At 57.3% G+C, this 15,478-nt stretch carries 14 protein-coding genes and 2 riboswitches; of the genes, 13 read left to right on the forward strand and 1 reads right to left on the reverse strand.

Features of this window, described 5'->3' with window-relative positions:
- Positions 1-13: 13 nt before the first annotated feature.
- The 4 genes from HPY58_00235 to HPY58_00250 are packed head-to-tail and all read left to right on the forward strand — an operon-like array spanning position 14 to position 4,646.
- Complete coding sequence (locus HPY58_00235; protein NPV28086.1) at positions 14-1,378, forward strand: copper amine oxidase; 1,365 nt, start codon at positions 14-16, stop codon at positions 1,376-1,378.
- 15 nt (positions 1,379-1,393) lie between these two features.
- Entirely contained in the window at positions 1,394-2,302 is a 909-nt protein-coding gene (locus HPY58_00240; GenBank protein NPV28087.1) for an energy-coupling factor transporter transmembrane protein EcfT, read from the forward strand.
- Positions 2,275-3,981, forward strand: coding sequence for an ABC transporter ATP-binding protein (locus tag HPY58_00245; protein ID NPV28088.1), 1,707 nt, complete (start codon positions 2,275-2,277; stop codon positions 3,979-3,981). The genes HPY58_00240 and HPY58_00245 overlap by 28 nt, the downstream gene beginning before the upstream one ends.
- Positions 3,954-4,646: an ECF transporter S component gene (locus tag HPY58_00250; protein ID NPV28089.1), complete on the forward strand. Its 693-nt coding sequence runs from the start codon at positions 3,954-3,956 to the stop codon at positions 4,644-4,646. The genes HPY58_00245 and HPY58_00250 overlap by 28 nt, the downstream gene beginning before the upstream one ends.
- Before the next feature lie 64 nt (positions 4,647-4,710).
- A riboswitch (cobalamin riboswitch) is annotated at positions 4,711-4,934 on the forward strand.
- 4 nt (positions 4,935-4,938) lie between these two features.
- Here HPY58_00250 and HPY58_00255 read toward each other — a convergent pair.
- The gene (locus HPY58_00255; GenBank protein NPV28090.1) at positions 4,939-5,490 is read right to left on the reverse strand and encodes a Uma2 family endonuclease; all 552 of its coding nucleotides are present in this window, start codon (positions 5,488-5,490) and stop codon (positions 4,939-4,941) included.
- A 247-nt stretch (positions 5,491-5,737) separates the two neighbouring features.
- A riboswitch (cobalamin riboswitch) is annotated at positions 5,738-5,994 on the forward strand.
- 178 nt (positions 5,995-6,172) lie between these two features.
- Here HPY58_00255 and HPY58_00260 point away from each other — a divergent pair.
- From HPY58_00260 to HPY58_00300, 9 genes are all read left to right on the forward strand, one after another.
- On the forward strand, positions 6,173-6,688 hold the full coding sequence (locus HPY58_00260; protein ID NPV28091.1) for an ABC transporter substrate-binding protein: 516 nt from the start codon (positions 6,173-6,175) through the stop codon (positions 6,686-6,688).
- Positions 6,637-6,810 carry a DUF3842 family protein gene (locus HPY58_00265; GenBank protein ID NPV28092.1) on the forward strand — a complete coding sequence of 58 codons (174 nt, stop codon included), beginning with the start codon at positions 6,637-6,639 and terminating at the stop codon, positions 6,808-6,810. The genes HPY58_00260 and HPY58_00265 overlap by 52 nt, the downstream gene beginning before the upstream one ends.
- 517 nt (positions 6,811-7,327) lie before the next feature.
- Positions 7,328-8,266, forward strand: coding sequence for an ABC transporter permease (locus HPY58_00270; GenBank protein ID NPV28093.1), 939 nt, complete (start codon positions 7,328-7,330; stop codon positions 8,264-8,266).
- 3 nt (positions 8,267-8,269) lie between these two features.
- Positions 8,270-9,199: a nickel ABC transporter permease subunit NikC gene (gene nikC / locus HPY58_00275; protein ID NPV28094.1), complete on the forward strand. Its 930-nt coding sequence runs from the start codon at positions 8,270-8,272 to the stop codon at positions 9,197-9,199.
- A 48-nt stretch (positions 9,200-9,247) separates the two neighbouring features.
- Complete coding sequence (locus tag HPY58_00280) at positions 9,248-10,240, forward strand: ABC transporter ATP-binding protein (GenBank protein NPV28095.1); 993 nt, start codon at positions 9,248-9,250, stop codon at positions 10,238-10,240.
- Positions 10,231-11,196 carry an ATP-binding cassette domain-containing protein gene (locus HPY58_00285; protein NPV28096.1) on the forward strand — a complete coding sequence of 322 codons (966 nt, stop codon included), beginning with the start codon at positions 10,231-10,233 and terminating at the stop codon, positions 11,194-11,196. The genes HPY58_00280 and HPY58_00285 overlap by 10 nt, the downstream gene beginning before the upstream one ends.
- A 62-nt stretch (positions 11,197-11,258) precedes the next feature.
- Positions 11,259-12,827: an ABC transporter substrate-binding protein gene (locus tag HPY58_00290; GenBank protein NPV28097.1), complete on the forward strand. Its 1,569-nt coding sequence runs from the start codon at positions 11,259-11,261 to the stop codon at positions 12,825-12,827.
- Between the two features lie 21 nt (positions 12,828-12,848).
- Positions 12,849-13,787 carry a class I SAM-dependent methyltransferase gene (locus tag HPY58_00295; protein NPV28098.1) on the forward strand — a complete coding sequence of 313 codons (939 nt, stop codon included), beginning with the start codon at positions 12,849-12,851 and terminating at the stop codon, positions 13,785-13,787.
- 78 nt (positions 13,788-13,865) lie between these two features.
- Positions 13,866-15,416 carry an ABC transporter substrate-binding protein gene (locus tag HPY58_00300; protein NPV28099.1) on the forward strand — a complete coding sequence of 517 codons (1,551 nt, stop codon included), beginning with the start codon at positions 13,866-13,868 and terminating at the stop codon, positions 15,414-15,416.
- The last annotated feature ends 62 nt before the right edge of the window (positions 15,417-15,478 follow it).

Consider the following 15,478-nt stretch of genomic DNA (forward strand, 5'->3'; position numbering starts at 1 on the left):
GGAGTGCAAATTTGTGAAAAGAATAGCGTGTTTCCTGCTGGCGATTGCCTTTTGCGCGGCAGTTGCCTTTCCCGCATCTGCCTCGCCTGTATCCTCGCCTCAGGCCGGAGAAGCCCTGAAACGGGCAAAAAGCTACCTTCTGAAATTGGAGAAGGAGAGAGGAGTGCTTTCTCCCTGGAGCTACATAGCGCTGGCCGCGTCCGGTGAGAACCTCGGCGGCAGCCGCGTATCCCGGGCCTGCGAACTCCTCGGGAGCGATGAGGAATTGGCCTCCGGAGAGATGAACACCTACTGCCTGCTGGTCTTTACCTTGCTCGCGGCCGGGCAGGATCCCTTCAACTACCGCGGGAAAAACATTGTGGAGATCATCCAGCAGGCCCAGCTTCCCAGCGGCAAGTTCGCCGACAACGTAAAAACGGGCGGGGAGGACCTGGTCAACTCCCACATCTGGGCGGTTCTTGCCCTCAAAGCCGCCGGCGCCTCCGTGCCGGACCCCGAGGGGGCGCGCCGGTGGCTCGCCGGCCGGCAGCACGAAGACGGCTCTTTCTACTGGAACGCCCGCGACCGGAAAACCGCTGATGTGGACTCCACAGGAATGGTTCTGATGGCCCTGGGCGCCCTGGGAGAGACGCAGGAAAGCCCGGTTGTCCAGAAAGCGGTCCGCTACCTGCAGAGCGTGCAGAAGGCAAGCGGCGGTTTTGAGTCCTGGGGGGCCGAGAACCCGGAGTCCTGCAGCATGGTGATCTTAGGGCTGCGCACCGTCGGGATCGATCCCCAGGATCCGGCCTTCCGGAAGCCTGAAGGCGACCCCGTCACCGCCCTGCTCCGGTTTCAGCTGCCCGACGGCTCTTTTGAGCACATTGAGGGCGGGGGGGTGAACGAGATGGCCACCCACCAGGCATTGATGGCCCTCGACGCCCTGCTTTCCGGGGAGATCTTCTGGACGCGGCTCAAGAGAAAGGCAGGGCTCGGAGGCAGAGAAGAGCTTTCTGTAAGGTTCCGGGTTGGGAAGAAGTGGTACGTGACCTCGCGGTCCGGGCAGGAGGAACGGCACGAGATGGATGCCGTCCCGTTCGTCGAAAGCGGCCGCACCTTCGTCCCCGTGCGCTACCTGGCGCTGGCTATGGGCGTGGCGGAGAGGGACATCCTCTGGGACGGCAAGAACCGGACGGTGACGCTCAGGCTCGGCAACACGGCCGTCAGGCTCACCGTCGGAAGCAGGACTCTCTACGTCAACGGCCGGTCGAGGGGGATGGACGTGGCCCCGGTCGTCCGGAACGGCCGCACCTACCTGCCCGCGCGCTACGTGGCCGAGGCCTTCGGGTACAGGGTCGACTGGAACGAGTCCTTAAAAGAAGTCCTGATCACACTGCAGTGAAGGAGAAGCAATAAAATGCTTGACCGCTTATTCTATGAGGACAGGGATGTATTGCTTCAGGACCTCCACACCGTTGCCCTGCTGGGGTACCTGGGAGTGCTCTTTGTCCTGGCTCTGCTCTTCTCTCACCCCCTCTATCTGCTGGCCGTCCTGGCGGCCGGGGCGCTCGGAGTGGCGGCCGCCGGGGCCCTGGAAAAGTGGGAGTTTTACCTGAAGTTCGGCCTCTGGATGGCGCTCCTGATCATGGTCCTCAACCCCCTCGTCTTCCACGCTGGAAAAACCGTCATCTGGCAGGCCGGGCCGGTAAAGGTCTGCCTCGAGGCAGTGTGCTATGGTGCCGCCATGGGCGTGAGGCTGCTCGCCGTTTTGACGGTCTGCTGCCTCGGGAGCGCAACCGTCCACCCCGACAAGTTGCTCGCCCTTTTTTCCCGCTTCGCCTATAAGTCTGCCCTCGTGGCCGCCCTTGCCACGAAGATGCTGCCTGCTGCTGCCAGGGACCTGGCGAACGCCCGGGAAGTCCTCCAGGTGCGGGGTGTGGACTTCGAGGCGGGAAGTTTCAGGGAGAAGCTGAAAAAGCATTCGTGGCTGTTCGACATCCTCCTCGTTTCTTCGCTCGAAGGCGCCCTTCAGATTGCCGAGGCGATGCAGGCACGGGCCTTCGGCAGCGGGCCGCGGTCCTGCTACAGGCGAGAGCTGGCGCGGCCCCGGGACGCAGTGTGCCTCGCCGCGAGCCTCCTCGCCCTCGCTCTTTCTGCTTACGCCAAGGCTTCCGGTTCTGGGGATTACACCTACTACCCCCGGCTGGCGCCCCTGGCCGACGGCTCTTCCCTCATCCTGCTTCTGGGCATTCTGCTGGCCCTTTCGGTGCCGGCAATCTTGAGTTGGGGGTGGAAGCATTGGCCCTGTTTAAGATCGAAGATCTGACCTACTCCTACCCGGACGGAGACCGCCCGGCCTTGAAGAACATCAACCTGGAGATCGAGGAAGGAGAACTGCTGCTGGTAGTAGGGGGTTCGGGCTCCGGGAAATCCTCCCTGGCGCGCCTTCTGGCAGGGCTGGTTCCTCACTTTTACGGGGGAAGGCTGGAAGGCAGGGTGCTCTTCAGGGGAAAGGACCTGCGGGAACTCGACCCGCGCCTTTTGGCTGCTCGCGTGGGTGTTGTTTTCCAGGACCCTGAAAAGCAGCTGGTCATGACTTCTGTGGAGGCCGAGATCGCCTTCGGCCTGGAAAACCTTGGCCTGCCGCAAGAAGAGATGTCCCGCCGCATCGCGGAAGTCACGGGTTTTCTTGGTCTTTCATCCCTGAAGGAAGAGTTCACTGCCAGCCTTTCGGGGGGCCAGAAGCAAAAAGTAGCCCTCGCGGCGGTCCTGGCGATGCAGCCGGAGGTTCTCATTCTAGACGAGCCGACCTCGCAGCTCGATCCCGTGGCCGCTGAAGAGTTTTTCCACCTCGTGGAGCGCCTCAACAAGGAGATGGGGTATACTGTAGTCCTGATCGAGCAGCGCCTGGAAAGGTGCTTCCACCTCGCCGACCGGCTCGTGGTGATGGAAGAAGGAGAAGTCCTCAGGTGCGGTCGGGTAGAGGAGGCGGCGCGGTGGCTGGTCGAAAACCGCCTTCCCTTTATCCCTCCTGTGGCCAGGTTTTTCGCCTCTCTGGGCGCGCCCGCCCTGCCCCTCACGGTAAAAGAGGGGCGGAGAGAACTGAGAAGGCTTCTCGAGGACATCCCCCTCTCCGCGGGGCCCGGACCCCGAGAGCTTCAAGCGGTTCTGCCCCGGAAGAAGGAGCCCCAAGCCCAGGATCTGGTTGAGCTGAAGGGCGTTTGGTTTACTTACCCGAACGGCAGGGAGGTTCTGCGAGGGGTGAGCCTCGAGGTGCGGGCCGGGGATTTCGTGGTGATCATGGGGGAAAACGCGGCTGGCAAGACCACCCTCCTGAAAAACATGGTGGGGCTGCTGAAGCCGGGGCGCGGTAGGGTTCTTCTTTTGGGCAGGGACACGCGCGCTGTTTCCCTGCCGGAGCTGGCGCGCGGTGTCGGCTATCTTTCTCAGAATCCCAACGACTACCTTTTCCAGGACACGGTGGAAGACGAACTCCGCTTCACCCTCGACAGCCTCGGTCTCGAGGACAACGGGGTGGTCGACGCCACTCTGGAAAGGCTCGGGTTGATTGCTCACCGGAAAGCCAACCCCCGCGACCTGAGCAGCGGGGAGCGCCAGCGGGTGGCGCTGGCCTCTGTGCTTGTGGCGCGGCCGCGCCTTTTAGTTCTCGACGAGCCGACGAGGGGTGTTGACTGCCGCCTGAAAAGAGAGCTCGGGCTTTTCTTAACGGCGCTTGCCGGAGAAGGCGTGGGCGTGGTGGTAGTAACCCACGATGTGGAGTTCGCGGCGGAGTACGCCAGGCGCGTGGTCGTGATCAGCGGCGGCAGGGTAGTCTGCGAGGGCTCCAAGCACGAGGTTCTCGGGGGTTCCCTTTTTTATTGCCCCCAGATGGCGAGGCTGTTCAGGGGCTACGTCGAGGGTGTGCTCACCGTAGAAGAAGGAATCGAAAAACTCAGCAGGAAAGGGGTTTTCGGCCGGTGTCTGGCGGTAAAGGCAGGCTCCTGATCGTGTCCGCGGCCGGGGTCCTTGCCGTGGCTTTGCTGGCCCTGACGGTTTCGAAGAGGGATTGGGGTTTCTTGTGCGTTGCCTTCGTGTGCGGTGCCCTTGCCTTTTGGTACTGGTGCTTCGAGCGGAGCACGGCCTCCTCCCGGGAGGTAGGGGTGGTCGCCGTCCTCGGAGCCATCGCCGCCGTCGCCCGGGTGCCCTTCGCCGCCCTGCCGGGTATCCAGCCCGCCACTTTCCTGATCATCGCCGCAGGCTTCGTCTTCAGGCCTCTTGCAGGCTTCATGGTGGGCGCGACTGCGGCTTTTGTGTCCAACTTTTTTCTCGGCCAGGGCCCCTGGACCCCCTGGCAGATGCTTGCCTGGGGCCTCGCGGGAGCAACTGCGGGGTGGCTGAAGACCGCTTTCCCCCGCCACGGGCGCCTCATAGCAGCCCTTTTCTGCTTTGCCTGGGGTTACCTGTACGGGTGGATCATGGACTTCTGGTTCTGGACCGCCTTTATCAATCCCCTTACCTGGAAGTCTTTTCTGGCAACGTACGCCGCCAGCTTTTGGTTTGATACCTTTCATGCGCTGAGCAACGCGGGTTTTTACCTGCTGCTTGGATCCCGGGTAATTAAGGTGCTCGAACGCTTTCAGAAAAAAATTCACCCAATTTACCGCTGGTAATATAAAATTAAGGATAAAACACTGGACAACAAATTATCAAGGAGTATGGTACATTATTGTCAACTAAATACTTTTTGGCCCGGGTTCCCCTGCCTGAAGCAAGGGATAAAAGGGAATCAGGTGAAAATCCTGGACGGTCCGGCGTTTTCGTTAAACCCACTGTCTCTTTTCCTTTCTGTATCCGGCAGAGTTTTGCCGGAGTTTTTTTGGCCCGAAAAAGCGTACGGTACGGGCGCTGATTGTGGAATTTAAAAAGTCAGGAAGCTGGCTCAAAAATGCCTAATGATTGTCCTTATGCAAATACATCCTTGCCCTTAATGTTAAGGCCGGGCAAAAGGTGAGGCTGCCAGCTATCCTCTTCGCCGTAAACCCCGGTTTTTACGTAATCATTGTCCTTCCACAGGTACACCGTCACTTTTCGGGCGTCGGGGTCCACAATCCAGTATTCTTTGACGGCATGGCGGGCGTACAGCTTTTTTTTCAGATCAAGGTCTCTTTCGGCGGTAGCAGGCGATAAAATCTCGATGATCAGGTCAGGTGCTCCTTGAATGTTATTTTCCCCTACAATCGAGAGGTTCTCGCGGCTCACGAAGAGCACATCCGGCTGCACCACATCATGGCGGCTGAAAAGCACATCGAACGGCGCTTCGTAGACTTCTCCCAGGCCGTGGGCTTTGGCGAATGACCATAAAATGGTAGCCAGATTTAAACTTATCTTCTGATGCGCCCGCTTGGGGGAAGGAGTCATGAAAAGTTCGCCTCCGATAATTTCATACCGCCTGTCTTCAGGCAAAAGCAGATAATCTTCGTAGGTAAACTTGAGGTGCTCAGGGATGGAAGACATTAAACCACCTGCCCTTTTACATTCCGTGCCGTTTCTATCTTCAGTTTACACCAGGCGGGTGGTGGCTGGCAAGGATTCGCAAATAAAGTAGGGTCGCCATAAAAAATATGGCATAGCCATTACCCATTTTTCCGCACTAAGCCAAGGCCAATTTGGCACGCACAGATAAAATTCGGAGGGATAGAAGGATTTTCGGCGAAAACGGCGAAAGATCTAAACTAAGAATTTTGCAGAGCAATTTTGCAGAACTGAATAGTACGGAACAGGTGACCCCGGGAGCGGCACTCCCGGGGGAGAGGGAAGCCGGTGCAAATCCGGCGCGGTCCCGCCACTGTGTGGGGGATTCGCCTTGCAAGATGCCACTGTCCGGCACTCAATGCTGGGTTCGGCAAAAATGGTGACAGCCCAGCTCAAGTTTTGAGCAGCAATTGAGTGCCGGATGGGAAGGCGCAAGGTTGGAGATGAACCCGAGCCAGGAAACCTGCCTGTTCAGCGGACACCGTTGATCTACGCGTGATAGGGAGGTGTTCTTGATGCTCAATTTGCTTTCTTTGAGCGTAATACCCCCCGGTCCCCCGTAGACCGGGGGTTTTCATTTAACGGGGCTTTAAGTTGCTTCCCGGGCAGAAACGAATTGAAATACGAAGGAGAATACCAATACAACTGGAGGTTAAGTAGACCTATGGAAGCGAAAAGCAAGGTTATTTATGCTTATGGTCTCATCCTGGTGTTGATTTTCACCCTGGGCTTAGGTCAGCTTGCCCTTGCCCCGGCGATTCAGGCAGCAGGAATTAAGGAAAGACGAATTACCATTACCGACTCGACAGGCCGTTTGGTCCGGGTTCCCTGCCCGCCCAGGCGGATTATTTCTGTTAACGGCAACGCCTCGGAGTTGATTTGCGCCTTTGGGGCAGGAAAGAAGATTATTGGAATTTCTGATACAACTAATTTTCCTCCGCAGCTAAAGGATAAGGCAAAAGTAGGAAAGGTCATGACACCCAGTATAGAAAAAATCGCGGCATTAAAACCTGATCTCTTCATTGCATACGGAAGCGGCATGGCGCTTAAACAGGAGATCGTAAGCAAGCTGCAGAAACTTGGCATTCCTGTCGTGCTCCTGGACTGCGGGGTGAACTCACGCCAGGAATGGCCGAAGCCATCGCAAAAAACAGAGCCAAAAAGATTCTTTTGCCCTTGACTCCTGTCCAGGTAAAAGTGGTGGGGATGGAAGAAGAGGCGGAAACCAAACCTTTAAATCACCTGGTGGCAAGGCTGGTCGCAAGGCTGGAAGAGATTGCGGAGCGTGAAGCTGGTAATTAAGGTGCTCGAACGCCCTCAGAAAAAATTCTCCCAGACCTGCCCGGGCTGCAAGGCATCTTTAACCTTCCCAGGAAGAGGGTAGTGCCAGGTTACAATGCTTTATTGCCTCCAGCCTCTCTTTCGGGGCTGGAGTTTTTATTAAACCCACTGTCTCTTTTCCTTTCTGTATCCGGCAGAATTTTGCCGGAGTTTTTTTGGCCCGAAAAATTAAAGAATGTCCGAAAGCAACTGGTTCTGCTGAGTCAAAAAGCACAGCAGGTGGCCGGGAAAAAGTTGTGACTTAAAAAGAATTAAAGAAGGAATTCAGGGAATGATGTCGTATCCATTTTACAATAATGGAGCTGAGGGTGGCAGGAGCCGCCGGTTTCTCTCACCATTAAAGTTAACGCCCTAAAAAGGGCGGACGGTATTTTGGTTTGTTCATCTTCAGGCCACGAAGGCCTTGGCACCTCGCCGAAGCGGGGTGAGGGTTTCCGTGGCCTTTTATGTTTTGCTTAACCCGGGAGTGTGCTTTTAATTGGGCCGTTACCTGGCAAAGCGCCTTCTTTACCTCATCCCCGTGATGCTGGGGGTATCCATCGTCACCTTCGGGCTGATCAACCTGGCGCCCGGCGACCCGGCAGAGTTGATCCTGCGCTCCGGCGGGGTGGAGCCGACCAGGGAAGCTGTGGAGGCCCTGCGTGAAGAGCTGGGCCTGAACGACCCGGTATACATTCAGTACGGCCGGTGGCTGTGGAATGCGGCGCACCTGGACCTGGGCAAATCTTTTCGTACCGGGCGGCCCGTGGCGGAAGAAATTCTCTCCCGCTTTCCGGCCACCCTGGAGCTGACCTGCGCGGCCATGGTCTTCATGATCAGCCTTGCCCTGCCGGCAGGGATTTTATCCGCCCTTTACCGCCGTGCCTTTCTAGACCACTTGAGCCGCCTCTGTGCTCTATTAGGGGCTTCGCTGCCCGGCTTCTGGCTGGGGCTCGTGCTCATCTACTTATTCGCAGTGAAACTCGGGCTGTTGCCGGTAATGGGCCGGGGCGGGTGGAGGCACCTCGTGCTTCCGGCGGTAGCCTTAGGGTTTGGGCTGGCCGCCGTCTACGCCCGGATTTTGCGGGCCGGCATGCTGGACGTGCTAGGGCAGGATTACATCAGGGTGGCCCGGGCCAAGGGGCTGAAAGAAAAGTGGGTGATCGGGCGCCACGCCTTGAAGAACGCTCTTTTGCCCGCGGTGACGTTACTGGGCATGAGCTTCGGGCACCTTTTGGGGGGAGCGGTAATTGTGGAAACCATCTTTGCCTGGCCGGGCGTGGGGAAGTTTGCCGTTGATTCCATCTTCAACCGGGACTACCCGGTGATCCAGGGGTATGCCCTTTTCATGGCCGTGGTTTTCGTGCTGGTGAACCTCCTGGTGGATGTGTCTTATGTCTTCTTGGATCCCCGCGTCCGCCTGGAAAGGGGGAAGTAGCCGGTGGGCATCTCGAAAAATTCTGGTGCTGGGGTTGCTGGTTACCATATTGCCGGGAAAACAAAAGGTTCTGCAGGAGCTGGCTCGCCTGGAGTGCTGGTCGCCGCGCTGGAAAGACTTTGGCAAGACAAACTGGCTCTTTTGGGGCTGGTGATCATCCTGGCCGTGTTGGCCGTGGCAGTCTTTGCGCACTATATTGCGCCCAACGACCCAGTAAAGGTGGATCTGGCGCAGCGTCTTGCACCGCCCGGCGCGCAGTATCCCCTGGGCACCGACCACCTGGGGCGTTGCCTTTTGTCGCGGTTGATCTATGGCACGAGGGTTTCCCTGGCCACGGCAGCTCTGGCCCTGACGGCGATCATTCTCATCAGCATTCCCCTGGGCACGCTGGCAGGCTACTGCGGAGGGCGGGTGGACAACGCCATCATGCGGGTTGTTGACGTGCTGCTGGCCTTTCCGGGCCTGATCCTGGCGCTGGTTATCGCCGGGACGCTGGGGCCGGGGCTTTTAAACGTGATGCTCGCGCTTTCTGCCGTCTGGTGGGTGGGGTACGCCCGGGTCATCCGGGGGATGGTCCTTTCAGTGAAAGAGAAGGAGTTCGTCCTGGCGGCCCGGGCCTGCGGCACCTCCGAACTGGGCATCATCACCCGACACATCCTGCCCAATGTGCTCTCACCGGTGATCGTCCTGGCCACGCTGGACATGGGCAAGCTGATCCTGGCCATTTCCGGGCTCTCCTTCCTGGGCCTTGGCGCCCAGCCGCCCACGCCGGAGTGGGGGGCCATGCTGAATGACGGCCGCCCTTACATGCAGGTGGCGCCCCAGCTGATGATCTACCCGGGTCTTTGCATCATGACGGTAGTGCTGGCCTTCAACCTCCTGGGTGACGGGCTCAGGGACGCCCTGGACCCGCGGGGGACCACCGGGCTTTAAGCTCTCAAAGGAGTGTTTTTTAAGGAAGACAGAGGGGGCTTTGCACGGATGTCTTCTGCTTCTGTTCTGACGGTGAAAAATCTCTCCACCCATTTTTACACCCGCTACGGCGTGATCAAAGCCGTAGATGGGGCGAGTTTTACGGTGGCGGCGGGGAAGACCCTGGGTCTGGTGGGGGAGAGCGGCTGCGGCAAGAGCGTTACGGCCCTGTCCATCCTGCGCCTTATTGAGCCGCCGGGAAGGATCTGCTCCGGCGAAGTCTGGTTAAACGGCTACGACCTGCTAAGACTCCCCTCAAGGCAGTTGAGGCAGGTGCGGGGCAGGGAAATAGCACTGGTTTTCCAGGACCCGCTGACCTCCCTGAACCCGGTTTTAACCATCGGCACCCAACTCGCCGAAACTATTGTCTCCCATCAAGAGACAACCTGGGCCGAAGCGCGGCAGCGGGCGGTGGAGCTTCTTGCCCGCATGGGCCTGCCCGACCCGGAAAGGCTCATGCGCCTATATCCATTTCAGCTTTCCGGGGGTATGCGGCAGCGGGTGATGATGGCCATGGCGCTCTCCTTGCGTCCGAAGGTTCTGATTGCCGACGAGCCCACCACTGCCCTGGACGTCACCCTCCAGGCCCAGATCCTGGCGGAGCTGAAGCAGCTGCAGGAGGAGTTGGGGATGGCGATCATTCTCATCACCCACGACCTGGGGGTGGTCGCGGCCATGGCCGATGAAGTGGCGGTGATGTACGCCGGATCGATCGTGGAGCGCGGCCCGGTGGCAGAAGTGTTTGACCGTCCCGCCCACCCCTACACCCGGGCTTTGCTCCGCTCCGTGCCGCGCCTGGATAGAGAAGAACTGGTGCCGGTTGAGGGACAGCCGCCGTCGCTTCTAAATCTCCCGGCCCATTGCGCCTTTCTCCCCCGCTGCCCGCAGGCGGGCGCAGAATGTTGGGGGGATAAACCCGGATCGCGGGAGATCGGGCCGGGTCATACGGCAGCCTGCCACCGCTTTTCCTGGAGCCGATTGAGGGAGGCGGGGTGCGGGTGAGCCTCTTAGAGGTAAGGGAACTGGTGAAGCACTACGCAGGAAAAAGGGGGATATTTGCGGGTCATCGGGAAAAGGTACGGGCGGTGGACGGCGTCTCTTTCTCCCTGGCCCGGGGAGAGACCCTGGGCCTGGTGGGGGAGAGCGGCTGCGGCAAGAGCACCCTGGGGCGGCTGGTGGTGCGGCTGGAAGAACCTACGGCCGGGAAAATTCTTTTTGCTGGCGAGGAGATCACTGCCTGGACGGGGAGAAAGCTGCGAGAGCTGCGCCGCCGGGTCCAGATCGTCTTCCAGGACTCTTATTCCTCGCTCAACCCGCGCCGGACGGTGGGGGCAATCATTGAGGAACCCCTGGCCAATTTCGGCGTGGCGAAAGAGGAGCGCCGGGAGCGGGTGCGTGAGCTTTTAACGCTCGTCGGCCTGGAACCTGGGGATGCGCCAAAATACCCGCACGAATTCAGCGGGGGCCAGCGCCAGCGCATCAACATCGCCCGAGCGCTGGCCTTAGAGCCGGAACTGATTGTCTGCGACGAGCCCGTTTCCAGTTTGGACGTCTCCATCCGGGCACAGATCTTGAATCTGCTGCGGGAGCTGAAAAGACGACTCAATCTATCGTACCTCTTCATATCCCACGACCTGGCGGCGGTGAAGTATCTTGCCGACCGGGTGGCGGTGATGTACCTGGGCAAGCTCGTGGAGATCCTGGCGGCAGAAGGCCTCGTATCACAGGCCCGCCACCCCTACACCCGGGCGCTTCTACAGGCGGTGCCGGAACCCGACCCGCGGCAAAGAACCGGCCAAAAACCGGTGGTGCGGGGCGAGCCGCCCGACCCGGCGAATCCCCCGCCGGGCTGCCGCTTTCACCCCCGCTGCCCGCAAGTTCGCGGCGTTTGCCGGAAAGAGGAGCCCGTTCTGAAGGAGGTGGGGAAGGGTCATCTGGTGAGGTGCCATTTGAGTTAGCGTACCTTTCGTAACGATCCGGGTGTACAAAGGGCGATAACTGGAGAAAGGGGTGCAGAAACGTGAAATATTTAAAGCAAATAGTGTCTTTCTTGGTCATCATAATGTTGGTTGCCGGGTCTACGGGTTGTGGTGGGCAACAAAGGGAAGGTCAGGTAAGCAAAAAGGAATTAGTTGTGGGCGTTGGAGCTGATGGTTATAGCCAGAGGGACAGCGAGTTAGGAATTTATCCGCTAAATGCCAATATTTGCGAGCCATTAATTAGACTAACGCCTGAGTATCAATTAGAGCCACTTTTGGCCACCAAATGGGAATATAAGGGGAACAATACTTGGCGCTTTTACCTGCGTAGAGGCGTAAAGTTCCATAACGGTGAGGACTTTAATGCTGCAGCTGTAAAGTACACTTTGGAGAAAGGTATTAGCCCAAGTGGAAAATCCATGCTGAAAATCGAAGGGGATGCTGTCAAAATAATTGACGATTATACGGTGGATATTGTAACCACAGAACCTAATATGCGCGTTCCAGAAATCCTGGCTCACCCAAGTTTTGCCATACGAATCAAAGAAAATGAAGATAGCCAGAAACCTATTGGTACCGGCCCCTTCTGTTTTGCCAGGTACGAGCAAGATAAAGAGCTGGTTGTTGAGCGTAACCCTGATTATTGGGGGGAACCTGCAAAAGTGAATAAGATTGTTTTTAAATTCATTCCAGACCACAACAGCCGGCTCCTTGCCCTACAGGCAGGTGAAGTTGATGTTATTACAGAAATTCCTCGTGAAATGATTGGACAACTTAAGACAACCCAAGGGATTCAGGTGTTGCGCGGAAAAACCGGTGCTTATGTGGCTCTTTACCTTATGGTTAACGGGAAACAGCCCTTCGACATTTTGCAGGACAAAAGGATACGGCAGGCCATTGGCTGGGCCATCGACCGTGAGGCTATTATCCAGAAGGTATGGGAAGGTAATGCTATAAGCAGCCAGACCATAATTCCTCCTGATATCTTGAGGGAGTATAAGGATTTAGTCAACGGATTTGCCTACAACCCAGAAAAGGCCAAAAATCTCCTGGAACAGGCTGGATGGAAACCCGGGCCTGACGGCATCAGGATCAAGGACGGGCGGCGATTGGAACTCACCCTTGTTTCCGGTTTTCCTTCGGCTAGTGTGCTTGAACCCTTACCGGAAATCTTGCAGCAGCAGCTTAAGGATGTCGGAATTGCAGTTAAGGTGGTGGAAGTTGCAGATCGCGGGTTTTACTTCGATAAATTGAAAAAGGGGGAAGGGGATCTCTGGCTGGAGCGAGGCAGCCAGAATGATGGCGACCCAACTTTCTTGCCGCAGCTTCTTTTCCATAGCGAAGGGTATTATGAGGCCAACTATAATAAAGCATTCTGGCCAGGCAGAAAGTTTGACGATTTGATTGATCATGCCCGTAACAATCCTGAGATAGGGGAAGCAGCACGGCTGGTGGCGGAGGCCATTCATGTTCTGATAGATGAAGAAACAACTGCTGTACCAATTGCCTCGTTATACACGATCTATGCCGCAAAAGAAAAGGTTAAGGGACTTACTCCCCATCCTTCAAATATTAACACGATATGGGACACTGTCTATATAGAAGAATAGAAGATTCAGGGAGGAAGCTTTATGACAACAGAAAGGCTGGATCCGGCAGGGGGAGCCCCGGATTGTTCAGGGTATTCGTTGAAGGACCCCCATTTCTGGACAGAGACGTGGAACGAGGCGCATCGCCATTCCCTATCTGCCAGGCGGCGTCCTGACCTAAACCCTATAGAATACTGGAACCGGCTGGCGGGGCAAGTTGAACGCTGGACCGATCAGGCGAACGCCAGAGGACGTGTGGCCCGGGTACTGGCCTGGCTCGAGCAGCAGGGAGTACTGCACCCAGAAATAGAGGTGCTGGACATTGGTGCTGGAGCAGGTACTTTCACCATTCCTCTGGCCCCGCAGGTAAAAAAAGTAGTGGCCCTGGAACCGGCTCTGGCCGTACTGGCCGCCTTGCAAAAGAAGGTGGAAGCGGAAGGGCTGACAAACGTTCAATTTCTGGACCTAGAATGGGAGAAGATTGACCCAGTGGTAGAGCGCCTGGCCGGCAAGTTCGACCTGGTCTTTGCCTCCCTCACGCCGGGGGTGCGGGATGTGGAAACCCTTGAAAAAATGATGGCCTGCTCCCGCCGGTGGTGTTTTTTGTGCGACTATGCCGGCAGGCGCAGTGCTCCTGGACGGGAGGAGCTGTGGCGCCTGCTCTTCGGCGAGGAAATGCCCATGCCTGGGTACGATATTATCTATCCCCTTAACTATCTGTACGCTAGCGGTTATTGTCTCTCTTTTCAGACCTGGGAGGATGACTGGGGGGATGAGTTGCCGGTTGAGGAGGCGGTGGCCGGGTTGGAGGAGTTTTTCCGGCTCTACACGGAGGTTACCCCGGAGATTAAAAAGACAATTGCCGGGTACGTGGAGCAGCACGCAGTCAATGGGGTTTACAGGGAGGAATACCGGGTGCGCCTGGGCATGATCCTCTGGACGGGGGGTGAAAAATGGAAGGCCGAAACAGGCGCCTTTTGAGAGAAACATTAAGTTTGACAAACGATACGTGGGTACATGATGGGTAGGTAATTGATATTCGGTTAATGGGAGGAAGAGATGATAAAGATAAAATATGGTAAGTTCACTTCAGTCTGGTGTTTAATTCTTCTCGTCCTGGCCGGCCTGCTTGCCGGCTGCGGGAGTAAGGAGCCGGCGGCATCAGCAACCCGGGAACTGGTGATCGGTGTCGGGCGGGACTTTTACAAGGGGCCGGAGAGCAGCTGCTTTGTGCACGGCAGCACGGGCGTGTGGGAGAGCCTCACCTACCTCAATGAAAACCTGGAGCCGGTACCTCTGCTGGCCGAAAAGCTCGTCTCCGATGACACGGCCAAGGTATGGACGGTGTATCTGAGGAAGGGAGTTAAATTCCATGATGGGGCACCGCTTAATTCGGAGGCGGTGGTAAAGAGCGTGGAGCGCCTACAAAGGCGGGCGCAATTCGACGAGTACGGAACTTTTTTGAACCTGGATCGAGTTGAGGCAGCAGGTGACCGGACGGTGAGGTTTACCTTCAACAAGCCGGAGCCGGTTTTTCCGGCTAAAGTGGCTTATCACGGCTGCCCCATTTTCAGCCCGCAGAGCTTTGACGCTGAAGGAAGAATTGTTCATCCTTACGGGACGGGGCCTTTCAAGTATGCTGAATACAAAAAAGGAGAAGCCCTGGTGCTGGTCCGCAACGAAGAGTATTGGGGTGGCAAACCCAGGCTGACAAAAGTGACTTTTAAAGTCATTCCCGACCCCTCCACCCGCCTGGCTGCCCTGCAGACAGGTGAAATTCAGGCCGTAGCCGATGTGGGTGGTATTTTGCCGGAGCAGGTTCCGGCCATAAAGAGCGATTCACAACTGGCTTTATCTTCCCGGCCTGTTACCACAACCCACTACCTGCTATTTAACAACAAGAAACCGCCTTTTAACGACCGGCGCTTGCGCCAGGCGGTCAGCCTTTTTATCGACAGGCCCCAGCTTGTTAAAGAGGTGCTCGGCGGTTACGGTGAGCCGGCGGATACAGTTTTCACGCCTCTGGCAAAGCATCTAGTAGAGAGGGGATTGTGGAAAACCGACGGGGAAAAAGCGAGATCGCTGGCAGCCCAGGCACTCGGTACCGGCAGGTCCCGGCGTGTCGAGTTTGTCATCAGCACTGCTCTTGCCAACCGCTGGCCTTACAAACAGATAGCTGAGATCCTCCAGGCGCAGTTGCGGGATATCGGCCTTGAGGTGGAGATCAAGCTGGTGGAGGCCGGTGCCTGGAAGGATGCTCTTGCGAGCGGGGAATATCACATTACCCTCTCCCCTTACACCCTGATGACCGGCGACCCGGACTTCTTCTTCGGCCGCTGGGTTTCTTCCGGCGGGCAGATGAACGTGCAGAGGGGTGTGGGATACATCAATCCCGAGGCGGACCGGCTGGTGGAGACTGCAGCTGCCGAACGAGATCCGGTAAAGAGAAGGGAGCTTTATGCTGAGCTGCAACGACTGGTGGCGCGGGATGTGCCTCTCTGCCCCATTTACCACGATGTATGCCTGTACGCGACCAGAAAAGATGTTCAAGACTTAAAACTCGATCCTTTCTTCAAGCCAAGCCTGGATAAAGCCTGGGTTGAGGAGTAATCCGTCTGCGTTTTCGGGGCAGATGCTCATGCCGCCCATGCGGCACCATCAGAAAGATGTAA

The sequence above is a fragment of the Bacillota bacterium genome (assembly GCA_013177945.1).
Taxonomy (GTDB): Bacteria; Bacillota; DSM-12270; order Thermacetogeniales; family Thermacetogeniaceae; genus Ch130.

Bases quoted from the DNA above. Each gene is read 5' to 3' on its own strand.
- HPY58_00240 (NPV28087.1), top strand. From the start codon at position 1,394: ATGCTTGACCGCTTATTCTATGAGGACAGGGATGTATTGCTTCAGGAC.
- HPY58_00255 (NPV28090.1), bottom strand. From the start codon at position 5,490: ATGTCTTCCATCCCTGAGCACCTCAAGTTTACCTACGAAGATTATCTG.
- HPY58_00260 (NPV28091.1), top strand. From the start codon at position 6,173: ATGGAAGCGAAAAGCAAGGTTATTTATGCTTATGGTCTCATCCTGGTG.
- HPY58_00265 (NPV28092.1), top strand. From the start codon at position 6,637: ATGGCCGAAGCCATCGCAAAAAACAGAGCCAAAAAGATTCTTTTGCCC.
- HPY58_00280 (NPV28095.1), top strand. From the start codon at position 9,248: ATGTCTTCTGCTTCTGTTCTGACGGTGAAAAATCTCTCCACCCATTTT.
- HPY58_00295 (NPV28098.1), top strand. From the start codon at position 12,849: ATGACAACAGAAAGGCTGGATCCGGCAGGGGGAGCCCCGGATTGTTCA.
- HPY58_00300 (NPV28099.1), top strand. From the start codon at position 13,866: ATGATAAAGATAAAATATGGTAAGTTCACTTCAGTCTGGTGTTTAATT.